Annotated in this window: 27 protein-coding genes; 8 read left to right on the top strand and 19 right to left on the bottom strand. The window is 68.2% G+C overall.

Annotated elements, in window-relative coordinates:
- Nucleotides 1–77 precede the first annotated feature (77 nt).
- From KXV01_RS19030 to KXV01_RS19020, 3 genes are read right to left on the bottom strand one after another with little or no spacing between them, the layout of a single operon-like run.
- Complete coding sequence (locus KXV01_RS19030; protein WP_099487841.1) at nt 78–1016, bottom strand: histone deacetylase family protein; 939 nt, start codon at nt 1014–1016, stop codon at nt 78–80.
- Nucleotides 1017–1025: 9 nt separating this feature from the next.
- Nucleotides 1026–1580, bottom strand: coding sequence for a cob(I)yrinic acid a,c-diamide adenosyltransferase (locus KXV01_RS19025; protein WP_049414489.1), 555 nt, complete (start codon nt 1578–1580; stop codon nt 1026–1028).
- Between the two features lie 8 nt (nt 1581–1588).
- Nucleotides 1589–2173, bottom strand: coding sequence for a hypothetical protein (locus tag KXV01_RS19020; protein ID WP_005415353.1), 585 nt, complete (start codon nt 2171–2173; stop codon nt 1589–1591).
- A 109-nt stretch (nt 2174–2282) separates the two neighbouring features.
- Between KXV01_RS19020 and ubiH the strand changes: the two genes are divergently transcribed.
- Together ubiH and KXV01_RS19010 are read left to right on the top strand one after the other, a co-directional pair.
- Nucleotides 2283–3491, top strand: coding sequence for a 2-octaprenyl-6-methoxyphenyl hydroxylase (gene ubiH, locus KXV01_RS19015; protein ID WP_111097377.1), 1209 nt, complete (start codon nt 2283–2285; stop codon nt 3489–3491).
- The gene (locus tag KXV01_RS19010; RefSeq protein WP_049414487.1) at nt 3488–4669 is read left to right on the top strand and encodes a UbiH/UbiF family hydroxylase; all 1182 of its coding nucleotides are present in this window, start codon (nt 3488–3490) and stop codon (nt 4667–4669) included. Before ubiH ends, KXV01_RS19010 begins: the two co-directional genes overlap by 4 nt.
- A 68-nt stretch (nt 4670–4737) precedes the next feature.
- On the opposite strand, the gene KXV01_RS19005 is transcribed toward KXV01_RS19010, so the two are convergent.
- The 6 genes from KXV01_RS19005 to KXV01_RS18980 all read right to left on the bottom strand — a co-directional run bounded on the left by KXV01_RS19005 (nt 4738) and on the right by KXV01_RS18980 (nt 10125).
- Nucleotides 4738–5136: a hypothetical protein gene (locus KXV01_RS19005; RefSeq protein ID WP_049414486.1), complete on the bottom strand. Its 399-nt coding sequence runs from the start codon at nt 5134–5136 to the stop codon at nt 4738–4740.
- A gap of 64 nt (nt 5137–5200) precedes the next feature.
- Nucleotides 5201–6268, bottom strand: coding sequence for a 23S rRNA (cytidine(2498)-2'-O)-methyltransferase RlmM (gene rlmM, locus KXV01_RS19000; protein WP_111097376.1), 1068 nt, complete (start codon nt 6266–6268; stop codon nt 5201–5203).
- A complete protein-coding gene (locus KXV01_RS18995; RefSeq protein WP_005415358.1) occupies nt 6252–6812 on the bottom strand; it encodes a nucleoside deaminase in 561 nt (186 codons plus the stop codon). The genes rlmM and KXV01_RS18995 overlap by 17 nt, the downstream gene beginning before the upstream one ends.
- Before the next feature lie 96 nt (nt 6813–6908).
- On the bottom strand, nt 6909–7631 hold the full coding sequence (locus tag KXV01_RS18990; protein ID WP_049440164.1) for a DUF6348 family protein: 723 nt from the start codon (nt 7629–7631) through the stop codon (nt 6909–6911).
- 48 nt (nt 7632–7679) lie between these two features.
- Nucleotides 7680–8333, bottom strand: coding sequence for a membrane protein (locus KXV01_RS18985; protein ID WP_049440165.1), 654 nt, complete (start codon nt 8331–8333; stop codon nt 7680–7682).
- A 43-nt stretch (nt 8334–8376) separates the two neighbouring features.
- Nucleotides 8377–10125 (bottom strand): glutamine--tRNA ligase/YqeY domain fusion protein, encoded by a 1749-nt coding sequence (locus KXV01_RS18980; RefSeq protein WP_100477608.1) that lies wholly within the window; start codon nt 10123–10125, stop codon nt 8377–8379.
- Between the two features lie 178 nt (nt 10126–10303).
- Between KXV01_RS18980 and KXV01_RS18975 the strand changes: the two genes are divergently transcribed.
- The 3 genes from KXV01_RS18975 to KXV01_RS18965 all read left to right on the top strand — a co-directional run bounded on the left by KXV01_RS18975 (nt 10304) and on the right by KXV01_RS18965 (nt 11778).
- Entirely contained in the window at nt 10304–10567 is a 264-nt protein-coding gene (locus KXV01_RS18975; RefSeq protein WP_005415362.1) for a DUF2007 domain-containing protein, read from the top strand.
- Nucleotides 10568–10597: 30 nt separating this feature from the next.
- On the top strand, nt 10598–11263 hold the full coding sequence (msrA, locus tag KXV01_RS18970; RefSeq protein ID WP_032953954.1) for a peptide-methionine (S)-S-oxide reductase MsrA: 666 nt from the start codon (nt 10598–10600) through the stop codon (nt 11261–11263).
- A 320-nt stretch (nt 11264–11583) separates the two neighbouring features.
- On the top strand, nt 11584–11778 hold the full coding sequence (locus KXV01_RS18965; RefSeq protein ID WP_146256757.1) for a hypothetical protein: 195 nt from the start codon (nt 11584–11586) through the stop codon (nt 11776–11778).
- Between the two features lie 136 nt (nt 11779–11914).
- Here KXV01_RS18965 and KXV01_RS18960 read toward each other — a convergent pair whose 3' ends face one another.
- The 5 genes from KXV01_RS18960 to ahpC form a co-directional block, all read right to left on the bottom strand.
- Nucleotides 11915–12871, bottom strand: coding sequence for a transaldolase (locus tag KXV01_RS18960; protein ID WP_164284250.1), 957 nt, complete (start codon nt 12869–12871; stop codon nt 11915–11917).
- A gap of 50 nt (nt 12872–12921) precedes the next feature.
- Nucleotides 12922–13326: a nucleoside diphosphate kinase regulator gene (rnk, locus tag KXV01_RS18955; protein ID WP_263468008.1), complete on the bottom strand. Its 405-nt coding sequence runs from the start codon at nt 13324–13326 to the stop codon at nt 12922–12924.
- Between the two features lie 123 nt (nt 13327–13449).
- Nucleotides 13450–14412: a LysR substrate-binding domain-containing protein gene (locus KXV01_RS18950; protein WP_263468007.1), complete on the bottom strand. Its 963-nt coding sequence runs from the start codon at nt 14410–14412 to the stop codon at nt 13450–13452.
- Between the two features lie 85 nt (nt 14413–14497).
- The gene (ahpF, locus tag KXV01_RS18945) at nt 14498–16090 is read right to left on the bottom strand and encodes an alkyl hydroperoxide reductase subunit F (protein ID WP_049414507.1); all 1593 of its coding nucleotides are present in this window, start codon (nt 16088–16090) and stop codon (nt 14498–14500) included.
- A gap of 225 nt (nt 16091–16315) precedes the next feature.
- Entirely contained in the window at nt 16316–16879 is a 564-nt protein-coding gene (gene ahpC, locus KXV01_RS18940; RefSeq protein WP_005408159.1) for an alkyl hydroperoxide reductase subunit C, read from the bottom strand.
- Nucleotides 16880–17201: 322 nt separating this feature from the next.
- On the opposite strand from ahpC, the gene prmC reads away from it, so the two are divergent.
- A complete protein-coding gene (gene prmC, locus KXV01_RS18935; RefSeq protein ID WP_099494723.1) occupies nt 17202–18059 on the top strand; it encodes a peptide chain release factor N(5)-glutamine methyltransferase in 858 nt (285 codons plus the stop codon).
- 48 nt (nt 18060–18107) lie between these two features.
- Nucleotides 18108–19049, top strand: a complete 942-nt coding sequence (gene pip / locus KXV01_RS18930) for a prolyl aminopeptidase (RefSeq protein ID WP_049414509.1) — start codon at nt 18108–18110, stop codon at nt 19047–19049.
- A gap of 72 nt (nt 19050–19121) precedes the next feature.
- Here the strand turns inward: pip and KXV01_RS18925 are convergent, their stop codons facing one another.
- Nucleotides 19122–20006, bottom strand: a complete 885-nt coding sequence (locus KXV01_RS18925) for a LysR family transcriptional regulator (RefSeq protein WP_099494724.1) — start codon at nt 20004–20006, stop codon at nt 19122–19124.
- A gap of 105 nt (nt 20007–20111) precedes the next feature.
- Here KXV01_RS18925 and KXV01_RS18920 point away from each other — a divergent pair, with 105 nt between their 5' ends.
- Nucleotides 20112–21524, top strand: a complete 1413-nt coding sequence (locus tag KXV01_RS18920) for an MFS transporter (RefSeq protein ID WP_263468006.1) — start codon at nt 20112–20114, stop codon at nt 21522–21524.
- Nucleotides 21525–21659: 135 nt separating this feature from the next.
- On the opposite strand, the gene KXV01_RS18915 is transcribed toward KXV01_RS18920, so the two are convergent.
- Genes KXV01_RS18915 through KXV01_RS18900 form a run of 4 tightly spaced genes read right to left on the bottom strand, consistent with a single transcriptional unit; the run spans nt 21660 to nt 24529 of the window.
- Nucleotides 21660–22457 carry an N-formylglutamate amidohydrolase gene (locus KXV01_RS18915; protein ID WP_134709487.1) on the bottom strand — a complete coding sequence of 266 codons (798 nt, stop codon included), beginning with the start codon at nt 22455–22457 and terminating at the stop codon, nt 21660–21662.
- Nucleotides 22450–23004 (bottom strand): NUDIX hydrolase, encoded by a 555-nt coding sequence (locus KXV01_RS18910; protein ID WP_263468005.1) that lies wholly within the window; start codon nt 23002–23004, stop codon nt 22450–22452. The genes KXV01_RS18915 and KXV01_RS18910 overlap by 8 nt, the downstream gene beginning before the upstream one ends.
- Nucleotides 23001–23951, bottom strand: a complete 951-nt coding sequence (locus tag KXV01_RS18905) for a 5'-3' exonuclease H3TH domain-containing protein (protein ID WP_049414515.1) — start codon at nt 23949–23951, stop codon at nt 23001–23003. The genes KXV01_RS18910 and KXV01_RS18905 overlap by 4 nt, the downstream gene beginning before the upstream one ends.
- Nucleotides 23948–24529, bottom strand: coding sequence for a nitroreductase (locus tag KXV01_RS18900; protein ID WP_049414519.1), 582 nt, complete (start codon nt 24527–24529; stop codon nt 23948–23950). Before KXV01_RS18900 ends, KXV01_RS18905 begins: the two co-directional genes overlap by 4 nt.
- Between the last annotated feature and the right edge of the window lie 225 nt (nt 24530–24754).

Below are 24754 nucleotides of genomic sequence, written 5' to 3'. Positions count from 1 at the left end.
CGGGCGAAAACGGACGGTAGCTTGCCCCATCCCTTGCATAGGGGCAATGAAGGACGCCGGAGCCTGCCGGTTCGGGTTCATCCGGAGACGCTGCCGGGAGGGGGCGGCAGCAGGGCCCGGACATGGGCCACGCTGCACTCGGCAAGCGCCTGCAGGTCATAGCCGCCTTCCAGCATCGAGACCACCCGGCCGGCCGCATGGCGCCGCGCCAGCGCATGCAGTTCCCGGGTGATCCAGGCGAAATCGTCGGTTTCCAGCATCAGGTCGGCCTGCGGGTCGCGCAGGTGGGCATCGAAGCCGGCCGAGATCAGCAGCAGCTGCGGGCGGAAGTCGTCGATGGCCGGCAGCATCTCGTCGGCCCACACGTTGCGGAAGCGGAAACCGCCACTGCCGGGGGGCAGCAGGATGTTCATCAGGTTGCCGGCACCGCGGTCGCGGCGCAGGCCCGAATTGGGGAACAGCCCGGCCTGGTGGGTGCTGTAGTAGGAGACCCGGGCGTCGTGCTGGAAGATGTCCTGGGTGCCGTTGCCATGGTGGACATCGAAATCGACCACTGCGATCCGCTCCAGCCCATGGCGGTCACGGGCATAGGCGGCGGCGATGGCGATGTTGTTGAGCAGGCAGAAGCCCATCGCCGTGCTGCTGGTAGCGTGGTGGCCCGGGGGCCGCACCGCGCAGAAGGCCAGCGGGTCCTCGCCCAGCATCACCGCATCGACCGCCGCCACCCCGGCGCCGGCGGCGTGCACGGCGGCACTGGCCGAGCCCGGCGAGGTCCAGGTGTCCATGTCCAGCTGGCGCAGCGGCGCGGTCTGCGGCTGCAGCACGAAGTCGAGCAGGGCGCTGTCGTGGACCCGGGTCAGTTCGCCGAACTTGGCCGGCGGCGCCTCGCGCCAGTCCAGCTGGCCGGGGAACGCGGTGTGCAGGGCATCGAGCACATGCTGCAGGCGTTGCGGGCACTCCGGATGGCCAGGGCCGGGGTCATGCAGCAGGCAGGACGGATGGGTGAAGACCAGCATCGTGCCGACTCAGCGCTGGCGCTGCTGTGGCTGCCACAGCGCTTCGCCATGGCCGTCGGCGCGGGCCAGTACGCGGGCCAGCACGAACAACAGGTCCGACAGCCGGTTGAGGTACTGCAACGCCTCGCTGCGCACGGCTTCGTGGCGGGCCAGGGTGACCGTCTCGCGCTCGGCGCGGCGGACGATGGTGCGGGCCAGGTGGCAGCGTGCGGCGGCCTCGCCCCCGGCCGGCAGGATGAACTCCTTCAACATCGGCAGGTGGGCGTTGTAGTGGTCCAGCTGCTGTTCCAGTGCCGAGACATCGGCGGCGTGGATGGCGGCGTGGCCCGGGATGCAGAGCTCGGCGCCCAGGTCGAACAGCTGGTGCTGCAGATGCACCACCAGCGCGCGGACATCCTCGGGCAGCGCGGTGGCAAGCAGCAGGCCGAGCGCAGCGTTGGCTTCATCGACGGTGCCGTAGGACGCCACCCGGGCGTCGTCCTTGGCGACGCGCTGGCCGTCGCCGAGGCCGGTACTGCCGTCGTCGCCGGTGCGGGTGTAGATGCGCGAGAGGCGATGACCCATGGCGCGGCTCAGTGCCGGATGTCGCGGCGGGCCTGCTGGAGCTTCAGTACCTGCTCCACCGCCAGCTGCAATGCCGCCGCCAGCGCCACGTAGATCGCGGTGGTGCGCAGGTAGGGGCCGAACCATTGTGCGTAGTTCTGCGCCCAGCCGGCCAGCGTCGGCTCGGCGACGTTGCGGGTGGTCCAGTAGAAGCCGCCCTGCGCCAGCAGGTGGCAGACCGCCACCGACGCCACTAGCAGCAGCGCACCCTTGGCCAGCACCGGCCAGCGCGCGCCCTGGTAGTTGCGGCCCAGCAGCATGCCGCCGGCCCACAGCGAGAAGTACGCCGGCAGCAGCAGCCAGTAACCCGGCGACACGCAGTAGTGCTGCCAGAAATCCAGGCCGCTGCTGCGGATCACGATCCAGTCCACCAGCACGGCGAACACCATCAGCAGCGGAAACGCCCAGCGTGTCCACGTGGCCAGGTAGAAGCCACCGATGAAGAACACCGCCCAGGAGGCATCGGGGATCGCCGCGAAGTGGTTGACCCGGGTCGCCGCCAGCAACAGCACGAGGACGGACAGGACGAAGGCGCGGTTGGCGGTGGCGGACATGGCAGCGGGCCCGGAGCGGATTCAGGTTTCATTCTAGCCCGCCGCGCCGGTTGGCGCAGGTCGGGTGGTGTTGGGTGTTCGGGCGGGGCGAGCGCGTATCATGAACATCATGAGTGAACGACATGACGTGCTGATCGTCGGTGGTGGCCTGGTCGGTGCCAGCCTGGCCATCGCCCTGGACCGCCTGGGCCGCGATGTGGGCCTGCTCGAGGCCAGCCCGGCCGGCGAGCTGCCGGCGGTGTTCGACCAGCGCAACCTCAGTTTTGCCGCTGCCACGGTCAATGCGCTGACCGCGTTGGGGGTCATGCAGAAGCTGGCGATGGCGCCGGGCCCGATCCGCCGCATCCACGTCAGCCGCGCCGGCGACTTCGGCCGCGTGCAGCTGGAGGCTTCCGACTACGACCGGCCGTGGTTCGGCCAGGTAGTGGTGGCGCGGGACTTCGGCCAGGCGCTGGAAGCGCGCCTGCAGGAGCTGCCGCGGCTGCGGCGCTACCGGCCGATGCGCTTCCTGGGCCTGGGCGAGGTGGTCGACGGCTACCGCCAGGTGCGGGTGGCCGACGAGACCGGCGAGCGCGTGCTGCTGGCCCGGCTGGTGGTGGGGGCCGATGGCACGACCAGTGGCGTGCGCGGCGCGCTGGGCATCGAGGTCGACCGCCATGATTTCCGGCAGACCCTGTTCGTGGCCCGCGTGCGCAGCCAGCGTGCGCCGGACGGCACCGCCTGGGAGCGCTTCACCGATACCGGCCCGACCGCCCTGCTGCCGCGTGGCGATCGCCACTTCGGCACCGTGCACGGTGTTGCGCGCGACCAGGCCGATGCGGTGATGGCGCTGGACGATGCGGCTTGGCTGCAACGCCTGCAGAACGCGATCGGCTGGCGCGCAGGCCGGCTGCTCGAATCCGGCCCGCGCAGTGCGTATCCGCTCATCCAGGTGCTGGCGCGCGCACTGGCCGGAGAGCGCGCGGTGCTGCTCGGCAATGCCGCGCAGACCATCCATCCGCTGGGTGCGCAGGGCTTCAACCTGGGCCTGCGCGATGCGCTGACCCTGGCCGAACTGCTGGAGGATGCGCATGAGGATGCCGGCAGCGATGCACTGCTGCAGGCCTATGTCACGCGCCGCGAGGAGGACCGCCGGCAGACGGTGGCATTCTCCGGCGGGCTGGCGCGCCTGACCAGCAATCCGGCGCCGCTGATGCGGCCGCTGCGCAGTCTCGGCCTGGTGGCCGCGCAGCGCGCCTCGGTGCAGTCGATGCTGGTCGGTGGCGCGATGGGCTTCCGCGGCGAGGTGCCGCGGCTGTGCCGTGGAGAAGCGGCATGAGCCGGCGTGCGCGTCTTGATGTGGCCATCGTTGGCGGTGGCGTGGTCGGTGCCGCCTGTGCGCTGGCGCTGGCTGATGCTGGCCTGTCGGTCGCGCTGGTGGAAGGTCGCGAACCGGCGCCGTGGCAGGCCGCACAGCCGGACCTGCGCGTGTTCGCCTTCGCTGCCGACAACGTACAGCTGCTGAACCGCCTGGGCGTGTGGCCGGCGATCGCGCAGGCCCGTGCATGGCCCTACCGGCGCATGCAGGTGTGGGACGCGGCCGGTGGCGAGGATCTGCTGTTCGACGCCGATCGCTTCGGCCGTCGCGAACTGGGCTACATCGTCGAGAACGGGCTGCTGCAGGACCGCCTGTGGTCGGCGCTGCCGGCGGCGGGTGTGCAGCTGCACTGCCCGGCACGGGTGGACGCGCTGGAGCAGGATGAGGATGGCGTGCGCCTGCGCCTGGACGACGGGCGTCGCCTGGAAGCGGCGTTGGCGGTGGCCGCCGACGGCGCCGAATCGACCCTGCGCCAGCTGGCCGGGATCGAGGTGGAGCGCCATGACTACCACCAGCGTGGCGTGGTGGCCTACGTCGACAGCGATCTCCCCAACCAGGCCACGGCCTGGCAGCGCTTCCTGCCGAGCGGGCCGCTGGCGTTGCTGCCGGTGGCCGAGCGCCGCAGCTCGATCGTCTGGACCCTGCCCGAGGACGAGGCGGCGCGTGTCCTGGCACTGGACGAGGACAGCTTCAACCGCGAACTGACCCGCGCCTTCGCGGCACGCCTGGGTGAGCTGCGGCTGGCCTCACCGCGTGCGGCATTCCCGCTGCGCCGCCAGCTGGCCCGTCACTACGTGGCCGGTCGTGTGCTGGCGTTGGGTGACGCGGCGCATGTGGTGCATCCGCTGGCCGGGCAGGGCGTGAACCTGGGGCTGCGTGATGTCGCCGCCCTGCAGCAGTGGCTGGCGCCCTCGGCAGAGCGCCGCGGCCAACCGCGGCTGTCGCCGCAGCGCCTGCAGCGCTGGGCACGCGAACGGCGCAGCGACAACCACATCGCCGCCTACAGCTTCGATGCGATCAACCGCCTGTTCTCCAACGACGAAATGCACCTGACCCTGGCCCGGGGCCGTGCGCTGGGCTGCGTCGGCCGATGGCCGCCGCTGGTGCAGGCGTTCTGGAAGCGCGCCGCCGGCGTCTGAAGCAAAAAGGGGACGGAGGGGATTAAGTCGTTTGTGCACATACGACTTAATCCCCTCCGTCCCCTTTTTCAATCCACCAGCCAGCCGGCCAGGTCGGTGCGGTCCAGCTTGCCGCGGTGCCTGCGGTCCAGCGAATTGAATTCGTCGGCCAGCGCCGGATTGGCCTGTGCTTCCTCGCGGCTGATGAAACCGTCGCCATTCACGTCGAGGTCGCTGAAGCGGATGCGGTACTGGCCAACCACGCTGCTGGGTTCCAGCGAGCGCACGGTCACCTGTGCCTCGCCGACCGGCTGCGGAATGTCGACGCTGCCGGTGACCCGGCCGGCATCCAGCGGCTGCTGACGGATCGCGCCGCCGGTCGGGCCCAGCGGCTGGCTCTGCGCGGGGGGGGACGGGCCATGCTGGGCCATCGCCGGTACCGAGGCCAGCAGGGTGGCCGCCAGCACGGCGGAACGGGGAATGTTCATGACAGGCTCCTTGCCAGAGGGTACCGGGAGCGTACTCCCGGCAACCTGTGCCGCCGATGACGGATCAGCGCAGCGGCGAGGCCAGCACCGTGATTTCTTCCCGATCGTGATACAGCTGCTTGGCACGCACCACCAGCGCCTTCCCGGCCTGGTCCTGGAACAGGTCCAGGCACAGCCGGGTCTCGTCCCAGCGCTTCTTCATCGGCAGCTTCAGATTGAAGATCGCATGCCTGCACCAGCCTTCGCGGAACCAGGTGGCCATGCGTTCGGCGACGCGGCGCGGCTGCTCGACCATGTCGCAGACCATCCAGTCCAGCGGTTGTTCCGGATGCCAGTGGAAGCCATCGGCGCGCAGGTGCTCGACCAGGCCGGTGTCCAGCACGTGCTGGCGCAGCGGGCCATTGTCGATGCTCAGCACGTGCATGTGCTGGCGGGTCAGCACCCAGGTCCAGCCGCCGGGGGCGGCGCCCAGGTCGGCCGCACGCATGCCGGGCTTGGCCAGCGTCTCGCGTTCTTCCGGCGTCAGCAGGGTCAGCAGCGCTTCGTCCAGCTTCAGCGCCGAACGCGAAGGCGCTTCGGGCAGCAGCTTCAGGCGCGGAATGCCCAGTGCCCACGGCGCGCTGTCGGCCGGGTCGGCCACGCAGATGAAGGCATGGGTACCGTCGACGAACACCACATGCAGGCGCGGCAGGCGGGTGTTCGGCTTGTCGCTGAGCTTGCCGGCCTTGCGCAGCGCCGGGCGCAGTGCATTGCCAAAGGCACGCGCCAGCCCGGACAACGGCTTGCCAGCGTCGGAATCGGGATGCTCCACCCACAGGTCGCCGAAGCGCGGCGCATCGGCCAGCACCTCCAGCATCGGCGTGATGCGGTCAGCCGGATCCAGCTGTGGCAGCTCGGCCAGCACCACCAGCTTCTGGCGCGCGAAGATCAGTTCGCGCCAGCGCAGGCGCGGTGCCAGCGCCGCGGCCTCGTCGCACATGAAAAGCACGTAGCCGTCATTGCGCTGGGTGCGGGCATAACCGGCGAAACCGGCTTCGCCGGCACGGAACTGCAGTTCGCCGGCCAGCTCGGGCTCGAAACCCTGCCGGCACAGGCACAGCAGGCCGATGCCGGTTTCAGTAACGGGCGCCATCGCTTTCCCCATAGGCACGCAGCACGCTGCGCGCGGCGTCGCGGTTCAGGCCCTGCACCACTTCGATGCCACGCTTGTTGAGCTCGCCGACCCAGTCGGCCGGCAGCGGGCCTTCGTCGAACGGCGTCAGTTCTTCGACATCGGCTGCACTGGCACCGATCAGCAGGCGGTCGATGCCGGCCCACACGGTGGCGCCGTAGCACTGGCAGCACGGCTGCGAGCTGGTGGCCAGGGTGACCGGCGACAGCACCGCGTTCAGGCGCGGGGTCTGCAGGCGTTGCTGGGCCAGCATGTAGGCCATGTTCTCGGCATGCGCCAGCGAAGTGGCGTGCGGCATCACCCGGTTCACGCCGGCGGCGATCACCTTGTCATCCGGGCCGAACACCACGGCGCCGAACGGGCCGCCACTGGCGTGCTCGACGTTCAGCCGCGACAGCTCGATCGCCAGCGCGACCTTGGCCTCATCGCCCGGATATCGACGATCCAGGTCGATCTGGTCGTGGATCCAGGCGGGAAGGGTCAGGTGGACTTGCGCGTACAGCATCGCGGGGGTGCCTCGTGTGGGATGGGAAAAGTGCGGTTGCTTGGGAAACCGGCGCGCAGTGTAGCCGCACCGGCCTGTACCGGGAGTGGCGGTGAGTCAGCCGGGCGAGCCGGTGCGGATCACCACGTACTGCTTGCGGAATTCCAGCCCGGCCTGCGGCCAGCTGGCCGCATAGGCACGCAGCAGGGGCAGGGCGGCGGCGAAGTCGTGGCCGTTGACCCGGCAATCGGCCTCGCACAGGCCATCGGCATCGCGCGAGGCGAACAGGCGGATGGCCAGGAACGGGCGCGCCTTCAGCAGCTCGTCGAAGGCGTCCATGCTCCTGGTGAACAGGCAGCACGGACAGGACCCATGGTCGTCCTCGCTGCAGCTGCTGGCGTCCACCTCGTGCTCGCGGTAATGCGCCAGCGGACCCAGCACCACGGTGCGTTCGTGTTCCTGGCCGTCATCGCCGGCCGGATAGGTCAGGCCCATCATCGGCAGGCCCTGTGCGTCTTCGGCGCCGATCGCGGTCTGCAGGGTCACCAGGTCCACCCGTGCCCAGGCCTGGAAGCCGGCCAGCAGCGATGCCTGTTCATCGGTACCGTTGGCGTGCTGGTACTCGAACAGGCCATCGGCGAACAGCCGCGGATGCTGGCTTTCGACGACGGTGGAGGTCTGCCAGCCGCCGTTGTCGCGCGCGTGTGCGGCCATCGCATGCGGGGTCAGGCGCAGTCCGCTGTCCAGCAGCAGCGCGTTGCCGTCGACGCGGCTGGCGGTGCCGGCGTCCTGCAGGGCCTGCTGCAGCAGTGGGAGGAGGGCGATGGACGTCGTGGTCATGTCAGGCCTTTGGATGGATCGGGTGGAGCATCCAGGCCGGGCCTGGTGCTAGCGGTCGAGCGCGTCAAGTTCGGCGCGATACCGCTGCGCGTCAGACTGCTGCTGCGGGTCGTTGCCGTGGTCGCGCAGCCAGCTTTCGAGTTCGCGGCGATAGTCCGCGCGGAACTCGGCATTGCCCGGGCTGAAGTGCAGCTTGCGCGCCGCTACCTCTACGCGCTCGCGCGCACTGGCCTGGGCCTGGGCAATGCCGTGGGGTGATTCGTTGGTGAGGATGACGAAGTTGCGCGGGAAACCCGGCGTGTACTTGACCACGAACGGCTGGTCGCGCGCCGGGATGCGGATGGCGTTTTCCAGCGGCCACAGCGAGGCGGTGTTGGTGTGGAACACCACTTCCACATCGCGGCCCTCGGCGGTACGCAGCACCCCTTCGTAGCGCCAGATGTACTGTTCGTTGAGCGTCGAGCTGGTTCGCTCGGCCTTGACGATCACCGCTTCGCCGCGCTCGCCCACCAGGTTGAGGAAGGTGGCGTTGAGGAAGTGGCCGAGGAACATGTTGAGCATCGCCAGCGGGAACACCACGATGGCGTAGCCCGGAAAGCGCCGCCACCACGAGACCAGCCCGGCCAGCACCATTGCCGAAAAGAACGTCAGCAGCGGATGCTGCGAGATGAACCAGAGCAGGGCGGACAGGGCGGTGATCATGGTCGCGGTCGTGCGGGCGCCATCCCGGCGCCCGCGCAGGTCCTCAGGCCGACCAGGTGTCGCGCAGGGTCACGCTGCGGTTGAACACCGGCTTGGCTTCGGTGTGGTCGCGGCGATCGGCAACGAAATAGCCGGTGCGCTCGAACTGGAACGACTGTTCCGGAGCGGCGCTGGCTGCGGCCGGCTCGACATAGCCGGTGACGGTACGGCGCGATTCCGGGTTCAGGTAGTCGCGGTAGGTCTTGCCTTCCGATTCGTCGTCCGGGTTCGGCACCGAGAACAGGCGGTCGTACAGGCGGATCTCGGCCGGCACGCCGTGCACGGCGCTGACCCAGTGGATGGTGCCCTTGACCTTGCGGTTGGCGCCTTCCATGCCCGGACGCGATTCCGGATCGAGCCAGCCGCGCAGCTCGGTGATGGTGCCGTCGGCATCCTTGATCACTTCGTCGCAGCGGATGATGCCGGCGCCGCGCAGGCGCACTTCCCCCCCCGGCACCAGGCGCTTCCAGCCCTTCGGCGGTACTTCAGCGAAGTCCTCGCGATCGATCCACACTTCGCGGGCGAACGGCACTTCGCGGCTGCCGAAGCTCTCGTCCTTCGGGTGGTTGCTGAAGGTCAGCAGTTCTTCGTGGCCTTCCGGCAGGTTGGTCAGCACCAGCTTGACCGGATCGACCACCGCCATGCGGCGCGGCGCGGCGCTGTCCAGGTCCTCGCGCAGTGCGCCTTCCAGCACGCTGAAGTCGATCAGCGAATTCTGCTTGCTGATGCCCACGCGCTCGGCGAACAGGCGCATCGCGGCCGGGGTATAGCCACGGCGACGCAGGCCCTGCAGGGTCGGCATGCGCGGGTCTTCCCAGCCGTCCACCAGCTGTTCGGTGACCAGCGCCATCAGCTTGCGCTTGCTCATCACCGTGTAGTTGATGTTCAGGCGCGAGAACTCGATCTGGCGCGGCTTGGCCGCTTCGCGTGGCAGCCCGGCATCGACCAGCGGCTGGGTCAGCGCGTCGTCATGGGCGAAATCGACGTTGTCCACGCACCAGTCGTACAGCGGGCGGTGGTCTTCGAATTCCAGCGTGCACAGCGAGTGGGTGATGCCCTCGATCGAATCACCCAGCGCATGGGCGAAGTCGTACATCGGGTAGATCGGCCACGCGTTGCCGGTGTTCTGGTGCTCGACGTGCTTGATGCGGTACAGCGCCGGATCGCGCAGGTTGATGTTGCCGCTGGCCATGTCGATCTTCGCGCGCAGGGTGCGCGCGCCATCCGGGAATTCACCGGCGCGCATGCGGCGGAACAGGTCGAGGTTTTCCTCGACGCTGCGGTCGCGCCACGGCGACGGACGGCCCGGCTCGGTCAGGGTACCGCGGTAGGCACGCACTTCTTCGGCCGACAGGTCGCAGACGTAAGCCTTGCCCTGTTCGATCAACTTCTCGGCGGCCAGGTAATAGGCCTGGAAGTAGTCCGAGGCATGGCGCAGCTCGTTCCACTCGAAGCCCAGCCAGCGCACGTCGTCCTGGATCGCGGCCACGTATTCGGGATCTTCCTTGGCCGGATTGGTGTCGTCGAAGCGCAGGTTGCAGACGCCGCTGAATTCACCGGCGATGCCGAAGTTCAGGCAGATCGACTTGGCATGGCCGATGTGCAGGTAGCCGTTCGGCTCCGGCGGGAAGCGGGTCTTGATCGCCTGGTGCTTTCCGCTGGCCAGGTCCTCGCGCACGATCTGGCGGATGAAATCGCGCTTCTCGTGGCTGTCGGCGGGGGTCTCGGGGCTGGCGGGGGTGTGCTCGGACATGAGTCGGCGAAAAGAAAGGCAGAAAGACCAACAGTCTAGCGCGTACCGGGCGGGGTTGCCCGGCGGGGTATGGGATGCCGGCCAGCGGCCGGCACTACCTGCATGGCCGGCATCGGCTGTCACCGCCACCATTCAGCCCCCAGGCGTATGCTGGACCCTTGCCCCGAGGAGCCGCCACATGCACATCGTGTACAAGGCCGACAACCTGTTCGACGCCCATCTGGTCAAGCACGCCCTGGAAGACGCCGGCATCCCGGCCTTCGTGTTCGGCGAGCAGCTGCTGGGCGGGATGGGAGAGCTGCCGCTGTTTGGCGTGTTGCGGGTCGGCATCCCCGATGCGGCGCGGCCGCAGGCCGAGGACATCGTGGCGGCGCTGGACTTGGGCCAGGCCCCGTCCGACCCCATTTCCGATGCAGACGACATTGCCGGCCTTCCGGCGTAGGAGCGCATCATGTTGGGAATTGGCCAGGGCATCCTCGGCATCGGCGCCTTCAAGCAGCGCCTGCCCCGTCCGGAAGAGGCGCTACCGGGGCGTGACCAGCCGCTGCCGCTGCACAGCAACCAGCACTTCGTGAACAGCCATCCGTTGAAGGACCGTTTCGCCGGCCTGCAGCAGATCCGCTTTGCGCTGGGCTGTTTCTGGGGCGCCGAGCGCAAGTTCTGGACCGAGCCGGGCGTGTACAGCACCTCGGTCGGCTATGCAGGTGGCATCACGCCGAACCCGACCTATGAAGAGGTCTGCTCGGGCCTGACCGGCCACACCGAAGTGGTGCAGGTGGTGTTCGACCCGGCGGTGGTGAGCCTGGAGCGGCTGCTGCAGCTGTTCTGGGAAAGCCACGACCCGACCCAGGGCATGCGTCAGGGCAACGACACCGGCACCCAGTACCGTTCGGCGATCCATGCCACCGACGAAGCCCAGTACAAGGCCGCGCTGGCCAGCCGCGAGGCCTACCAGGCGCAGCTGGCCGCGGCCGGTTACGGCCCGATCACCACCGAGATCGTGTACCCGGCACCGGCGTACTACTACGCCGAGGACTACCACCAGCAGTACCTGGCGAAGAACCCGAACGGCTACTGCGGCATCGGCGGCACCGGCGTGAGCTGCCCGATCGGGTTGGATGTGGAGGCGCCGCGCTGACGCGCGGTGGTCCGCCTGCGGCGGGCAACGTCAACCGCTGAAAGCCAAGGCCAAGGCCAAAGCGGCTCTGGGTTGCTGACGGTTTGGCGGGACGGGGGCGGCTGGCAGGACACGCCGTAAACCCATCCCTGGGGGCTCGATGGCGCCTTGCTCGTGTGCGCTGTCCTGCGCACACGGCAAGACCGGGGTTGGGCGTCCTGCCCAACCCGCCCGAGGCATGCCTCGGGCCCAAGGCTCCAACGGTCCTGCCAGCCGCCCCCGTCCCACCTTCGACAGTTTCCCGGTGACGGTGGGCAAGAGCATTGGTTGGTGACGAACTGATGGAAAAGAAAAAGGACGCGGCGTTCGCCGCGTCCTTTTTGTTTGGTCCTGCAGTGCTTTCTGTAGAGCGGAGCCATGCTCGGCTGCGAGCAAGCGAAGCGCGCGACCCGCTGTTGCTCTTCTTTCTTTCTTCCGTGGTGGGCGGCCGCAGGAAACTGTCGAAGGCAGGGTGGGTAGGCCGTGCAGGGGCGTGAGCCGCATGGATGCGGCGACCGAGCTTACATGGACGTACTTGCAGCGTCCCCTGCACGGCCTACCCACCCTGCCAACCGCATGACCCGCTCTTCGCGACCAGGCCCCCGCCACGAGGGGCTCAGCCGTTGGCCGGAATCACAGTGCCGCGCGGATCCGCTCGCGCAGCGCCTGCAGATCCTTGGCAAACGCATCGATACCGGTCGCCAGCTTCTCGGTGGCCATCGGATCGGCTGCCAGGTCTGCTGCGAACTTCGCCGCGTCGATCGGGGTCACCGCCGCGCCGTCCGCTGCACCGGCCACCAGCTTGCGCGGCAGCGCGCCGTGGTCGGCGTCCAGCTTCTCCAGCAGGTCCGGCGAAATGGTCAGGCGGTCGCAGCCGGCCAGCGCTTCGATCTGCGCGGTAGAACGGAACGAGGCGCCCATCACCACCGTCGGCGAACCGCGACGCTTGAATTCGGCGTACACGCCACGCACGAACTTCACGCCCGGGTCTTCGTCGATGGTGGCCGGGGCCTGGCCGTTGGCCACGTACCAGTCCAGGATGCGGCCGACGAACGGCGAGATCAGGAACGCGCCGGCCTCGCTGCAGGCCAGCGCCTGGGTCGGGTTGAAGATCAGGGTCAGGTTGCAGTCGATCCCCTCGGCCTGCAGGATGCGCGCGGCTTCCACGCCTTCCCAGGTCGCGGCGATCTTGATCAGGATCTTCTCGCGCGGCACGCCGGCGTCGGCGTACATCTGGATGAACTGGCGGGCCTTGGCCACGGTGGCGGTGGTGTCGTGCGCCTGGTCGGCATCCACCTCGGTGGACACCCGGCCCGGTACCAGCGTGCTCAGCAGCGCGCCGACGCCGATGGTCAGGCGGTCGGCCACGGCGTGCACCACGGCTTCGCGGTCGCCCGTCTGCTGGCGGCCCCAGGCCAGTTCGCGTTCGATCAGCTCGGCGTAGACCGGCAGGTCCAGCGCCTTCTTCACCAGGGTCGGGTTGGTGGTGCAGTCCACCGGCTGCAGGCGCTTGATCGCCTCGTAGTCACCGGTATCGGCAACGACCACGGACAGTTCGCGCAGCTGGGACAGTTTGGACGGGTTACTCATTACGGCTCCTGGGGCAGGGGGATCGAATCGCGCGCGGTGCGCAGCGGTAATCAGGGGCGGTCGTTGTGGACCGCGGTCACGCGCAGGCGCAGCTTGCGGCCGCCGGGCGCGTTCCAGTCGATGCTCTGGCCGATCGAAAGGCCGAGCAGGGCACTGCCGACCGGGGCCAGCACGGAAACCTTGCCTTCAGCGACGTTGGCTTCGCGGGGGAAGACCAGGGTCAGGACGTGCTTCTCGCCCGACACCTCATCTTCGCACTCCACGCGCGAATGCATCATGACGATGCCTTCGGGAATCTGGTCCGGTGCCAGCACGGTGGCCCGGTTGAGTTCTTCAGCAAGCGCGAGCGCGGCAGGCGTCTGGCTCAGCGCGGGAGATTCGAGCATGGCGTCCAGGCGGTCCATGTCGAAGGTAGAAACGGTGATCGACGGCGGCAGGCCGCTGGCGGTGTTCATGGTGAAGCTCCTTGGTTGAAAACCATGCAAAAGGCGGCACCTGCTGGCGCCGCCTGTCTGTATTGTGGGGACAAATGCGGCCGGAATCGACTCCTGCCGATTCCAGGCCGGTACTGCGGGGGCTCAGCCGTTCAGCGCGGGGCCGGGCAGGGCCGGTGCATCGCTGCCGGCATCGAGCGCTTCCAGCGTGAACAGCGCCTGCGGCAGACGCTTGAACTGGTCGGCCAGGTCCATCAGGAAGTCGTTCATGGCCGAGCTGCGGCGCCAGATCATGGCGATGCGGCGGCTGGGACGGCCTTCGCCGGTGAAGTCGAGCAGGCGGATGTTGTTCGAGCGCGGCACTGGCGGCTGCACCGACAGGCTCGGCAGCAGGGTGATGCCGACGTCGGCGGCGACCATCTGCCGCAGCGTTTCCAGGCTGGTGGCGCGGAACTCGGACTTCTCGTTGGCGCCGAACAGGCGACAGACTTCCAGCGCCTGGTCGCGCAGGCAATGGCCGTCCTCCAGCAGCAGCAGCTTCTGCGTGGCCAGTTCCTGCACATCCAGGTGCTCGCGACTGGCCAGCGGGTGGCGACCGGAGACGGCCAGCAGGAACGGTTCCTCGAACAGGAACTCGGCATGCAGCTGGTCGTCGATCACCGGCAGCGCCAGCAATGCAGCATCGAGCTTGCCTTCGCGCAGGCGGTCCAGCAGCACGTCGCTCTTCTCCTCGACCAGCAGCAGTTCCAGCTCCGGGAAGCGCTCGCGGATGCGCGGGATCACATGCGGCAGCAGGTATGGGCCGAGGGTCGGGAAGATCCCCAGGCGCACCGTGCCGGCTTCCGGATCGCGGCTGCGTCGCGCCGCTTCCTTCAGCTGTTCCACTTCGGAGACGATCACCCGTGCCCGTGCTGCTGCTTCCTGGCCAGCGGGGGTCAGCATCACCTTGCGCGGTGCGCGTTCCACCAGCGGCAGGCCGAGCTCTTCCTCCAGCTTGCGGATCTGCGTGGACAACGTCGGCTGGCTGACAAAGCAGGAAGCGGCAGCCCGGCCGAAATGCTTGTGGTCGGCCAGGGCTACCAGGTACTTCAGATCACGTAGGTTCATCCTTACACCCCAGGGGTAACGGACCGGCTGACGGCGTGGTTACCCGACAGGCAGACAATGTTCCCGGTGATCTGGGAACGGTGGATCAGGCCGCTTCAGCAACGGCACCGCTGCTGTTGCTCACCGACGAGCGGATCAGGTGGTCGAACGCGCTCAGTGCGGCGGTGGAACCGGCGCCCATGGCGATGATGATCTGCTTGTAGGGCACCGTCGTGCAATCGCCAGCAGCAAATACACCCGGCAGGTTGGTCTGGCCGCGATCGTCGATGACGATCTCGCCACGCGGCGACAGCGCCACCACATCCTTCAGCCACTCGGTGTTGGGCAGCAGTCCGATCTGCACGAAGATGCCTTCCAGCTCGACGCGGTGGGCATCGCCGCCGATGCGGTCCTTGTAGACCAGGCCGGTGACCTTGCTGCCGTCGCCGAGCACTTCGGTGGTCTGTGCGCTGGTCAGCACGGTGACGTTGCCCAGGCTGCGCAGCTTCTTCTGCAGCACTTCGTCGGCACGCAGGCTGGAATCGAACTCCAGCAGGGTTACATGCGACACGATGCCGGCCAGGTCGATGGCCGCTTCCACACCGGAGTTGCCGCCGCCGATCACCGCCACGCGCTTGCCCTTGAACAGCGGGCCATCGCAGTGCGGGCAGTAGGCCACGCCCTTGTTGCGGTACTGGTCCTCGCCCGGCACGTTCATCTGCCGCCAGCGCGCGCCGGTGGACAGGATCACCGAACGCGACTTGAGCACCGCGCCGTTCTCCAGCTGCACCTGCACCAGGCCGTCTTCGCCGGCCGGCACCAGCGCACTTGCGCGCTGCAGGTTCATGATGTCCACGTCGTACTCGCGCACGTGCTGCTCCAGCGCCGTGGCCAGCTTCGGGCCCTCGGTCTCCTTCACCGAAATGAAGTTCTCGATGGCCATGGTGTCCAGCACCTGGCCACCGAAACGCTCGGCGGCGATGCCGGTACGGATGCCCTTGCGCGCGGCGTAGATCGCCGCTGCTGCACCGGCCGGGCCACCGCCGACCACCAGCACGTCGAAGGCGTCCTTGGCGGCGATCTTCTCGGCATCGCGCCTGCCGGCATTGGTGTCCAGCTTGGCCACGATCTGCTCCAGGGTCATGCGGCCCTGGTCGAACACTTCACCGTTGAGGTACACGGTCGGCACCGACATGATCTCGCGCTTCTCGACTTCGTCCTGGAACAGCGCGCCGTCGATGGCCACGTGCTGGATGCGCGGGTTGAGCACCGCGGCCAGGTTCAGCGCCTGCACCACGTCCGGGCAGTTCTGGCAGGACAGCGAGAAGTAGGTTTCGAACCTGTACTCACCTTCCAGGTTCTGCACCTGCTCGATCAGCTCGGCGGTGGCCTTGGACGGGTGACCGCCGACCTGCAGCAGCGCCAGCACCAGCGAGGTGAACTCGTGGCCCATCGGCAGGCCGGCGAAGGTCAGGTGGATGTCCTGGCCCGGCGTGCCCAGGTCGAAGGACGGCACGCGGCCCTGGCCATCGCGCAGGACCCGCAGCGTGATCTTGTCCGACAGGCTTTCCAGGGTCTGCAGCAGGTCCAGCATTTCCTGCGACTTGGCGCCGTCGTCGGCGTGCGCGGTGATCTGGATCGGGCGGGTCACGCGCTCCAGATAGGTCTTCAGCTGCGACTGCAGGTTGGCGTCCAACATCGGGTCATCTCCTGGCTTCAGGCAAACAGGGGGCGTGGCACCGCTATACAAGGTAGCGGACCAGCTGGGGGTAGGGGTGAACCCAAGACAGCGACCGTGGAAGGGGCTGGCTGGCCAAGGCGGGCGCGCGTTGGCTGTCTTGGGTTCACCCCCACGCCGGCGGGGGGACCGGCACGGGGATGAAGGGCGCGTCGTGGCGTGGGGCCACGGCAGGCCGGTACTGCGTTAGATCTTGCCGACCAGGTCCAGCGACGGGGTCAGGGTCTTCTCGCCTTCCTTCCACTTGGCCGGGCAGACCTGGTTCGGATTGGCGGCGGTGAACTGGGCAGCCTTGAGCTTGCGCAGGGTCTCGGACACGTCACGGGCGATCTCGTTGGAGTGGATCTCCAGGGTCTTGATCACGCCTTCCGGGTTGATGATGAAGGTGCCGCGCAGGGCCAGGCCTTCTTCCGGAATGTGCACGCCGAAGGCGTTGGTCAGCTGGTGGGTCGGGTCGCCGACCAGCGGGAACTGGGCCTTGCCGACGGCCGGCGAGGTTTCGTGCCACACCTTGTGCGAGAAGTGGGTGTCGGTGGTGACGATGTAGACCTCGGCGCCGGCCTTCTTGAACTCGGCGTAGTGGTCAGCGGCGTCTTCGATCTCGGTCGGGCAGTTGAAGGTGAAGGCGGCCGGCATGAAGATCAGAACGGACCACTGGCCCTTCAGGCTGGCGTCGGAAACCTTGATGAACTCGCCGTTGTGGTAGGCGTTGGCTTCGAACGGCTGGATCTGGGTGTTGATGAGGGACATCATTTTTCCTCTTGGTGAAGGGGAGTGGGTGAATCGACAGGAGCTAGGTTACCCATTCGCTCGCGATAAGAACAATCCATTGATTGCATCTATTTGATAGATGCAGCCTATCAAATAGCCATGAGCAGGCACTGAACCTTGCCATCGCCATCCTGCAACTGACTGTGTGACAAGGGAAATCTCGCCAGACCGCTGCCTGGGGTCGATAGCCCCTCCTTATCCCGCCCGGCGGAACCTGAACGGATTCCGGTTTTGTAGTGCCGAGCCTGTGCTGGGCTGCGCCAGAAGCAGCCCAGCACAGGCTCGGCTCTACAATTGCAGCATGTCCTTTCAAGCCCAACCCACCCTGCGTCAGGTCGTAGCCGACGCCACTGCTCGCTTGGGCGGCATCGACGCCCGCCACGAAGCCGAACTGCTGCTGCTGCATGTACTGGACCGCCCGCGCAGCTGGCTGTTCGCCCATGCCACCGATCCGCTGGCCGCCGCCGACCAGGCCACCTTCGAAGCCTTGCTGGCCCGCCGTGTGGCCGGTGAGCCGGTTGCCTACCTGATCGGGCGTCGCGGTTTCTGGACGCTGGACCTGGAGGTCGACCCGGCCACGCTGATCCCGCGCCCGGAAACCGAGCTGCTGGTCGAGTTGGCGCTGGAGCGACTGCCGCCGGACCAGGCGTTGCAGCTGGCCGACCTCGGTACCGGCAGCGGTGCGATCGCACTGGCACTGGCCAGCGAACGGCCCCGGGCACAGGTGCTCGCCACCGATGCCAGCACGGGCGCGCTGGCCGTGGCCGCGCGCAATGCCGCCCGCCATGAACTGGGCAACGTCCGTTTCGCCGAGGGCGGGCACGACTGGTATGCGCCGCTGCAGGGCGTGCGCTTCGACCTGATCGCCAGCAATCCGCCGTACATCGCCAGCGACGACCCGCACCTGGAACAGGGCGACCTGCGCTTCGAACCGTCTACCGCGCTGGCCTCGGGCATGGACGGCCTGGATGACATCCGCCGCATCGTCGATGGTGGCCAGGCCCACCTGCGGCCCGGCGGCTGGTTGCTGATCGAGCACGGTTGGGACCAGGGCGCCGCGATCCGGGCACTGTTCGAGGCGACGGGATTTGTCGAGGTGCAGACCGTGCAGGACCTGGAGCAGCGCGACCGCATCACCCTGGGCCAGCGTCCGGCCTAGAATGGAGGTTCTCCTGCCCCGGCAGGGCATCACCCTGGAGCTGCAAGCATGCGTACGCTGTACCCCGCCATCACCCCCTACGACGTCGGCACCCTGAAGGTCGACGACCGCCACACGCTGTACTTCGAACAGTGCGGTAACCCGGAAGGCAAGCCGGTGGTGATGCTGCATGGTGGCCCGGGCGGCGGCTGCAGCGACAAGATGCGCCAGTTCCACGACCCCTCCAAGTACCGCATCATCCTGTTCGACCAGCGCGGTGCTGGCCGTTCCACCCCGCACGCGGATCTGGTGGACAACACCACCTGGGACCTCGTCGCCGATATCGAGAAGCTGCGCGAGCACCTGAAGGTCGATCGCTGGCAGGTGTTCGGTGGCAGCTGGGGCTCGACCCTGGCCCTGGCCTATGCCGAAACCCACCCGCAGCGCGTGACCGAACTGGTCCTGCGCGGCATCTTCATGCTGCGTCGCTGGGAGCTGGAATGGTTCTACCAGGAAGGCGCCAACCGCCTGTTCCCGGATGCGTGGGAGCATTACCTCAAGCCGATTCCGCCGGTGGAGCGTCATGACCTGATCTCGGCCTTCCACCGCCGCCTGACCAGTGAAAACGAAACCACCCGCCTGGAAGCGGCCAAGGCGTGGGCGGTGTGGGAAGGCGCGACCAGCTTCCTGCATGTCGATGACGACTTCATCAACAGCCACGAAGACCCGCACTTCGCGCTGGCGTTTGCACGCATCGAGAACCACTACTTCGTCAACGGCGGCTTCTTCGAGGTGGAAGACCAGCTGCTGCGCGACGCGCACCGCATCGCCGACATCCCGGGCGTGATCGTGCACGGCCGCTACGACGTGGTCTGCCCGCTGGCCAACGCCTGGGACCTGACCAAGGTGTGGCCGAAGGCGAAGCTGGAAATCACCCCGGCCTCGGGCCACTCGGCGTTCGAGGCCGAGAACGTGGACGCGCTGGTGCGCGCCACCGATAGCTTCGCCTGAGCGGTAGTGCCGGCCGCTGGCCGGCAACCCGGAAACGGTTGGATCCACGCAGACGCCGGCCAGCGGCCGGCGCTACCAATCCCCGGCCAGCAACGCGTCGGCCAGCACCTGCAGCTTCGGCGAGTGCTGGCGCGACGGTGGGTAGATCAGCGACAGCGCACGGCTGCAGCCCTCGAACGGCTGCAGCACGCGTTGCAGGCGGCCGTCAGCCAGCGCGTCGGCCACGGCGAAATCCATCACCTGCACGATGCCGATACCGGCGATGGCCGCTTCCACCAGCGGATCGCCGCTGTCGAACACCATCCGCGTCGGTGGCGTGAACTCACGCAGCTGCCCGTCCTGCAGGAACTGCCAGTCCACCAGCCGGCCACTGCGCAGGTTGCGTACCGCCAGGCAGGCATGATCCCGCAGGGCGGCCACATCGTCGGGCGCGCCACAGCGGTCGAGGTAGTCCGGGCTGGCCACCGTCACCCAGCGCAGCGGCCGCAGTGGCCGCGCGACGATGCGCTGGTCGGCGATGACGCCGGTGCGCAGGGCGGCATCGAAGCCTTCCTCGACCAGATCGACCAGGCGGTCGTTGAGCACGGCTTCCACCTGCAGTTGTGGGTGCTGCTGCAGCATCGGCCCCAGCAGCGGTACCAGCACCTTGCGCCCGAACATCGAGGGCGCACTGATCTTCAGAGTGCCCGAGGGTGTGCACGGACGGTCGGCCAACTGGCGTTCGGCGTCCTCGAGACCGCACAGCAGAGGAGCGACCTGATCGACGAACTGGCGACCATCCGGGGTCAGTGCCACGTTGCGGGTGTTCCGCTGCAGCAGCTTCACCCCCAGCATGGCCTCCAGCCGACTGATCGCGCGCGACAGGCCTGACTGGCTCAGGCCCAGCTGCCCGGCGGCGACGGTGAAACTGCGTGCTTCGGCCACCTGCACCAGCATGCGCACGGCATTGAGGTCCATCGAGGTTCCATTCATGCTGAAAATCATGACAGATATGGCTGTAAAGGGGTTTATTGATAGCTCTGCATCAATGAGACTGCGCTCCCCCACAGCACCGGACCGTCGATGCCTCCCCTCAAGTACCCGCGCTGGGCGCTGGCCCTGCTGGCCACCGCCCAGCTGATCATCGCCCTGGACGCCACCATCATCTTCGTCGCCCTGCATGACATGGGGCGTGCGCTGGAGATCAACGCACAGCAGCTGCAATGGGTGGTCAGTGCCTACACCGTGGCGTTCGGCGGCAGCCTGCTGCTGGGTGGCCGCGCCGCCGACCTGATCGGCCGTCGCCGCTTCTACCGGCTGGGCATGCTGCTGTTCGCACTGGCGTCGCTGCTCGGCGCGCTGGCGCCGAACGCCACCCTGCTGATCATCGCGCGTGCGGCGCAGGGCATCGGCGCGGCACTGCTGTTCCCGGCCACGCTGGCGCTGATCAACACGTTGTATGCGGAAGGTCCGGTGCGCAACCGCGCACTTGCGATCTGGAGCATGGCCAGCGCGGTGGGCCTGGCGCTGGGCACGCTGCTCGGTGGCGTGCTGACCCAGGCGTTCGGCTGGCCGGCGGTGCTGGCGGTGATCGTGCCGCTGGCCACCACCTGCGCGGTCGCTGCGGGCGCGTGGTTGCCGGCCGATGGCCCGCGTGCGCAGGGCCGCTCGTTCGATCTGGCCGGCTGCATCACCGTCACTGCCGGCGGCAGCCTGCTGGTCACTACCCTCGTGCAAGGGCCGGAGTGGGGCTGGACGGCGCCGGCCACGCTGGGCTGCCTGCTGCTGTCGGCGCTGCTGCTGGTGGCGTTCGTGCAGATCGAAGAACGCAGCCGCGATCCGCTGATGCAGTTCGCGCTGCTGCGCCTGCCCGGCCTGCGCGCGGCACTGGGCCTGACCTTCGCGTTCATGAGCAGCTATGGGGTGCAGTACTACTTCATGGCGCTGTATTTCCAGGATGGCTACGGCTGGAGCCCGCTGCAGGCCGGCCTGGCGTTCCTGCCGGCGACGGCGGTGTGCACGGTCGGCATCCAGCTGGCCGAGTGGGCGCTGAAGCGCTGGAGTGCAGGCAAGGTGCTGGTGCTCGGCCAGCTGGCCGGCGCCGTCGGCATCGCCTGGGTGGCCGCGACGCTGCCGCACGGCGCGAACTTCTGGCCGCTGCTGCCCGGCGTGGTAGTGCTGAGCATCGGCCAGGGCATGACCTGGACCTCGATGTGGATCGTGGCCGGGCAGGGCGTGCCGTCCGCACAGCAGGGCGTTGCATCTGGCATGGCGGCGACCGCGCAGCAGATCGGTGGTGCGCTGGGCCTGGCGGTGCTGGTGATGGTAGCCAATGCCGATGCGGGTGCAGCCGGTTCGCCGAGCGCACTGGCCGGGCTGGTGCGCGCCGAGTACGGTGCCGCCTTGTTTTCACTGTTCGGCGTGGTGATCGCGCTGGGCCTGCGCCCGGCGCCGGCCGAATCGGCCGCCACCGTCTGCCCGGCCAACGAGGCATGATTGAGGGCGCTGCCGTGGCGGATGTGCCTCGCCTGTGGTAGTGCCGGCCGCTGGCCGGCAACCTCGGGGTGGTTGGATCATTGGGGTTGCCGGCCAGCGGCCGGCACTACCGATACGGGATGGAACCACGCGCGTTCAACCCAGCGCCAGCAACTCCGGTTGCAGCGCGCCGAAGATCCGCGCCAGCCGCTCCGCCCACGCCTGCTGCCCGGCGGCATCGGCGATCAGGTCCTGGCGGATCTCCAGTTCCACATGCACCAGGCCGCGGCCTTCGCCATGCACCGGGACCGCGTAGTCGCTGGTGCTGCTGACCGAATACGGTTCGTTGTCACCCACCACCAGGTCGCCTTCCTCGCGCAGTGCCTGCAGCAGGGCATGGGCAAAACGTGTGTCCTGGTGATACAGCACGCCGGCATGCCACGGTCGCTGCGTGCCGTTCATCACGGGGGTGAAGCTGTGCATCATCACCAGCAGGGTCGGCTGGCCGGCATCACGGCGCGCATCAAGCTCGGTCTCGATGCGTGCATGGTAGGGCGCGTGGATCGCATCGATGCGCTGCTGCCGCTGCGCCGCCGATAGCCCTGCATTTCCCGGGATCACGGTGTGGTCGCTCACCTCCGGAATCAGCGTCGGTGAGGCCAGTGGACGGTTGCAGTCGATCAGCAGCCGCGAGTAGGTCTGTTCGATCGCCCAGGCATCGAGCCGTTTAGCCAGTGCACGGGTGGTGCCGGCGATGCCGATGTCCCAGCCGATATGGCGGTCCAGCTCGGCCTGGGGCAGGCCGAGCGCGGTCAGCGCACGCGGCACCTGCTGGCCGGCGTGGTCGGCCAGCAGCAGGTATGGCGAGGCGCCCTGCGCCCGGTGGATCGCGTAGATCGCCGGGTCGTCGGCGCCGAGCAACGCAGGCAGCCTGTGCAGGTCAGCGTCAGCCACGCGGGCGCCCGTCCAGGTGGTGCTCGATCATCCACAGCCCAGCCCAGAGCTTGGCGTCCAGCTCGTAGCCTTCGCCCATCTTCTGCACCAGCCACGCTGCAGCCTCATTGCGCGGAATCTCGTGCATGGTGATGTCCTCGCTGTCATCGCCGCCACCTTCGCCGATGCGGCGCAGGCCGGTAGCGCGCACGAAGGCGATCTTCTCGCTGCTGGCGCCGGAAGATGTCGGGCCGATCATCAGCACTTCGGCATGGTCGGCGGTCCAGCCGGTTTCTTCTTCCAGCTCGCGCACGGCCGAGACTTCGATCGATTCGCCGGCGTGGATGTCGCCGACCAGGCCGGCCGGCATCTCGATGGTGGGCGCCTGCAGCGGTACACGGAACTGTTCGACGAACAGCACCTTGTCCTCCGGGGTGACGGCGATGATGATCGCGGCCAGGCCACCGGCATGGGTGCGTTCGCTGTATTCCCAGGTGCCGCGCACCACCATGCGCTGGTACTTGCCTTCATAGACGACACGCGGGGCTTCGGTGTTGCGCTGGCTCATGCGGGCTCGCTGGAATTGGAAAAGGAAGGAGTGGGAACGGGGTCGGCCACGCCGGCGGCACCGAACAGCCGGCGGCGGGTCATCGGGCCGAAGCGCAGGGTCTGGCACAGGCCATCGAGCAGTTCCGGGTCGGCCGGTTGGCGCAGCAGGCCGGGCTCGCTGCCCTCCAACGGCGCGTCCAGCGCGATGGTGGTCAGCTGGCGCCAGAGCTGGGCGTGCTCGCGCTGCTCGCGCAGGCGCACCGCCATCTGTGCAGCGCCACGCAGGCGCAGGAACGGTACCTCGTCCAGGCGTTCGAACAGCGCATCCATGCTGCCGAAATGGGCCAGCAGCACGGCGGCGGACTTGCTGCCGACACCACTGACCCCGGGAATGTTGTCCACCGCATCACCGCACAGCGCCAGGTAGTCGGCGATCTGGTGCGCATGCACGCCGTGCCGGGCCTTCACCCCGGCCACGTTCCAGCGTTGGTTGCGGGCGTAGTCCCACTGCTCGTCATGGTCGGCCAGCAGCTGCGACAGGTCCTTGTCGGCGGAGATGATCACCCCGCGATGGCTGCTGCGGTGGACGTGCAGGGCACTGCCGATCAGGTCGTCGGCCTCGTAGTCGTGATGGGCCAGGACCGCCAGGCCCAACGCCGCGCACAGCGCCTTGCAGTGCACGAACTGGCGCTTGAGCGCCTCCGGTGCCGGATCACGGTTGGCCTTGTAGGCCGGATACAGGCGGTGGCGGAAACCGCTGTCGAGCGCTTCGTCGAAGGCGATGGCGATGTGCTGCGGGCGCTCGCGTTCCAGCAGGTCCAGCAGGAAGCGGGCGAAGCCGTGCACGGCATTGGTCGGCCAGCCCTGCGCGTCCTGGAACTGGTCCGGCAGCGAGTGCCAGGCGCGGAACACGTAGATGCTGGCATCGACCAGGTACAGCGACGGCGGCGGTGCCGGCAGGGTCATGCCGGCGGCGTCCAGTCCCGCAGCAGGGTTGCCGGGTCGGGGCGCTCGCGCTCGGGTACGTCGGCCTTGGGCGTACCGATGTGGATGAAGCCGGCGATGCGTTCGCCGTCGACCAGGCCCAGGTGGGCCTGCACGGCCGGATCGAAGGCCATCCAGGCGGTCAGCCACTGCGCGCCGAAACCCAGCGCCTGCGCGGCCTGCAGCAGGGCGAAACAGACGCAGCCGGCGGTCATCAGCTGTTCCTGCTCGGGCACCTTCGGGTCCGGCCGCGGGCTGGCCACCACCACGATCACTAGCGGTGCGTGGCTGAAACGCTGGCGGTCCTTCTCGAACACGGCCTCGCCCGCATGTGGGTCGCGCTGGCGGCTGCGTTCAGCCAGGAAGTCGCCCAGAGTGTGACGTGCATCGCCTGCGATTTTCAGGAAGCGGAACGGCACGCGCTTGCCGTGGTCGGGCACGCGCACCGCCGAGGCCAGCATCCGCTGCAGGGTGGCCGGGTCCGGCCCGGGCTCGCCCAGTTGCCGCGAGGGCACCGAGCGGCGGGCATCCAGGGCGAGCAGGGCAGCAGGGTCGGGCATGGAGTCTGAACCGGTCATCACGGGCGTTTGATTATAGTCGGGGTGGTCAATGACGCCGTCTGTGTCGCGTCCGGCCCCTGAGTACCAAACTGTGATGAACATCATGCCACTGGCGGGAAACGGACAGCCGCTTCCCCTCGCCTCGTGGGCCTTGCACGGCTTACGATATCTGTCTTGCCGGGCCGCCGGTCATGAGGTTTGAAGTGAGGACTGTTTCACTGTCCG

Origin of the sequence: Stenotrophomonas sp. Ps181 (genome assembly GCF_025697425.1) — a bacterium.
Classification (GTDB): Bacteria; Pseudomonadota; Gammaproteobacteria; order Xanthomonadales; family Xanthomonadaceae; genus Stenotrophomonas; species Stenotrophomonas sepilia.
This window is presented reverse-complemented; position numbering and strand designations above follow the sequence as displayed.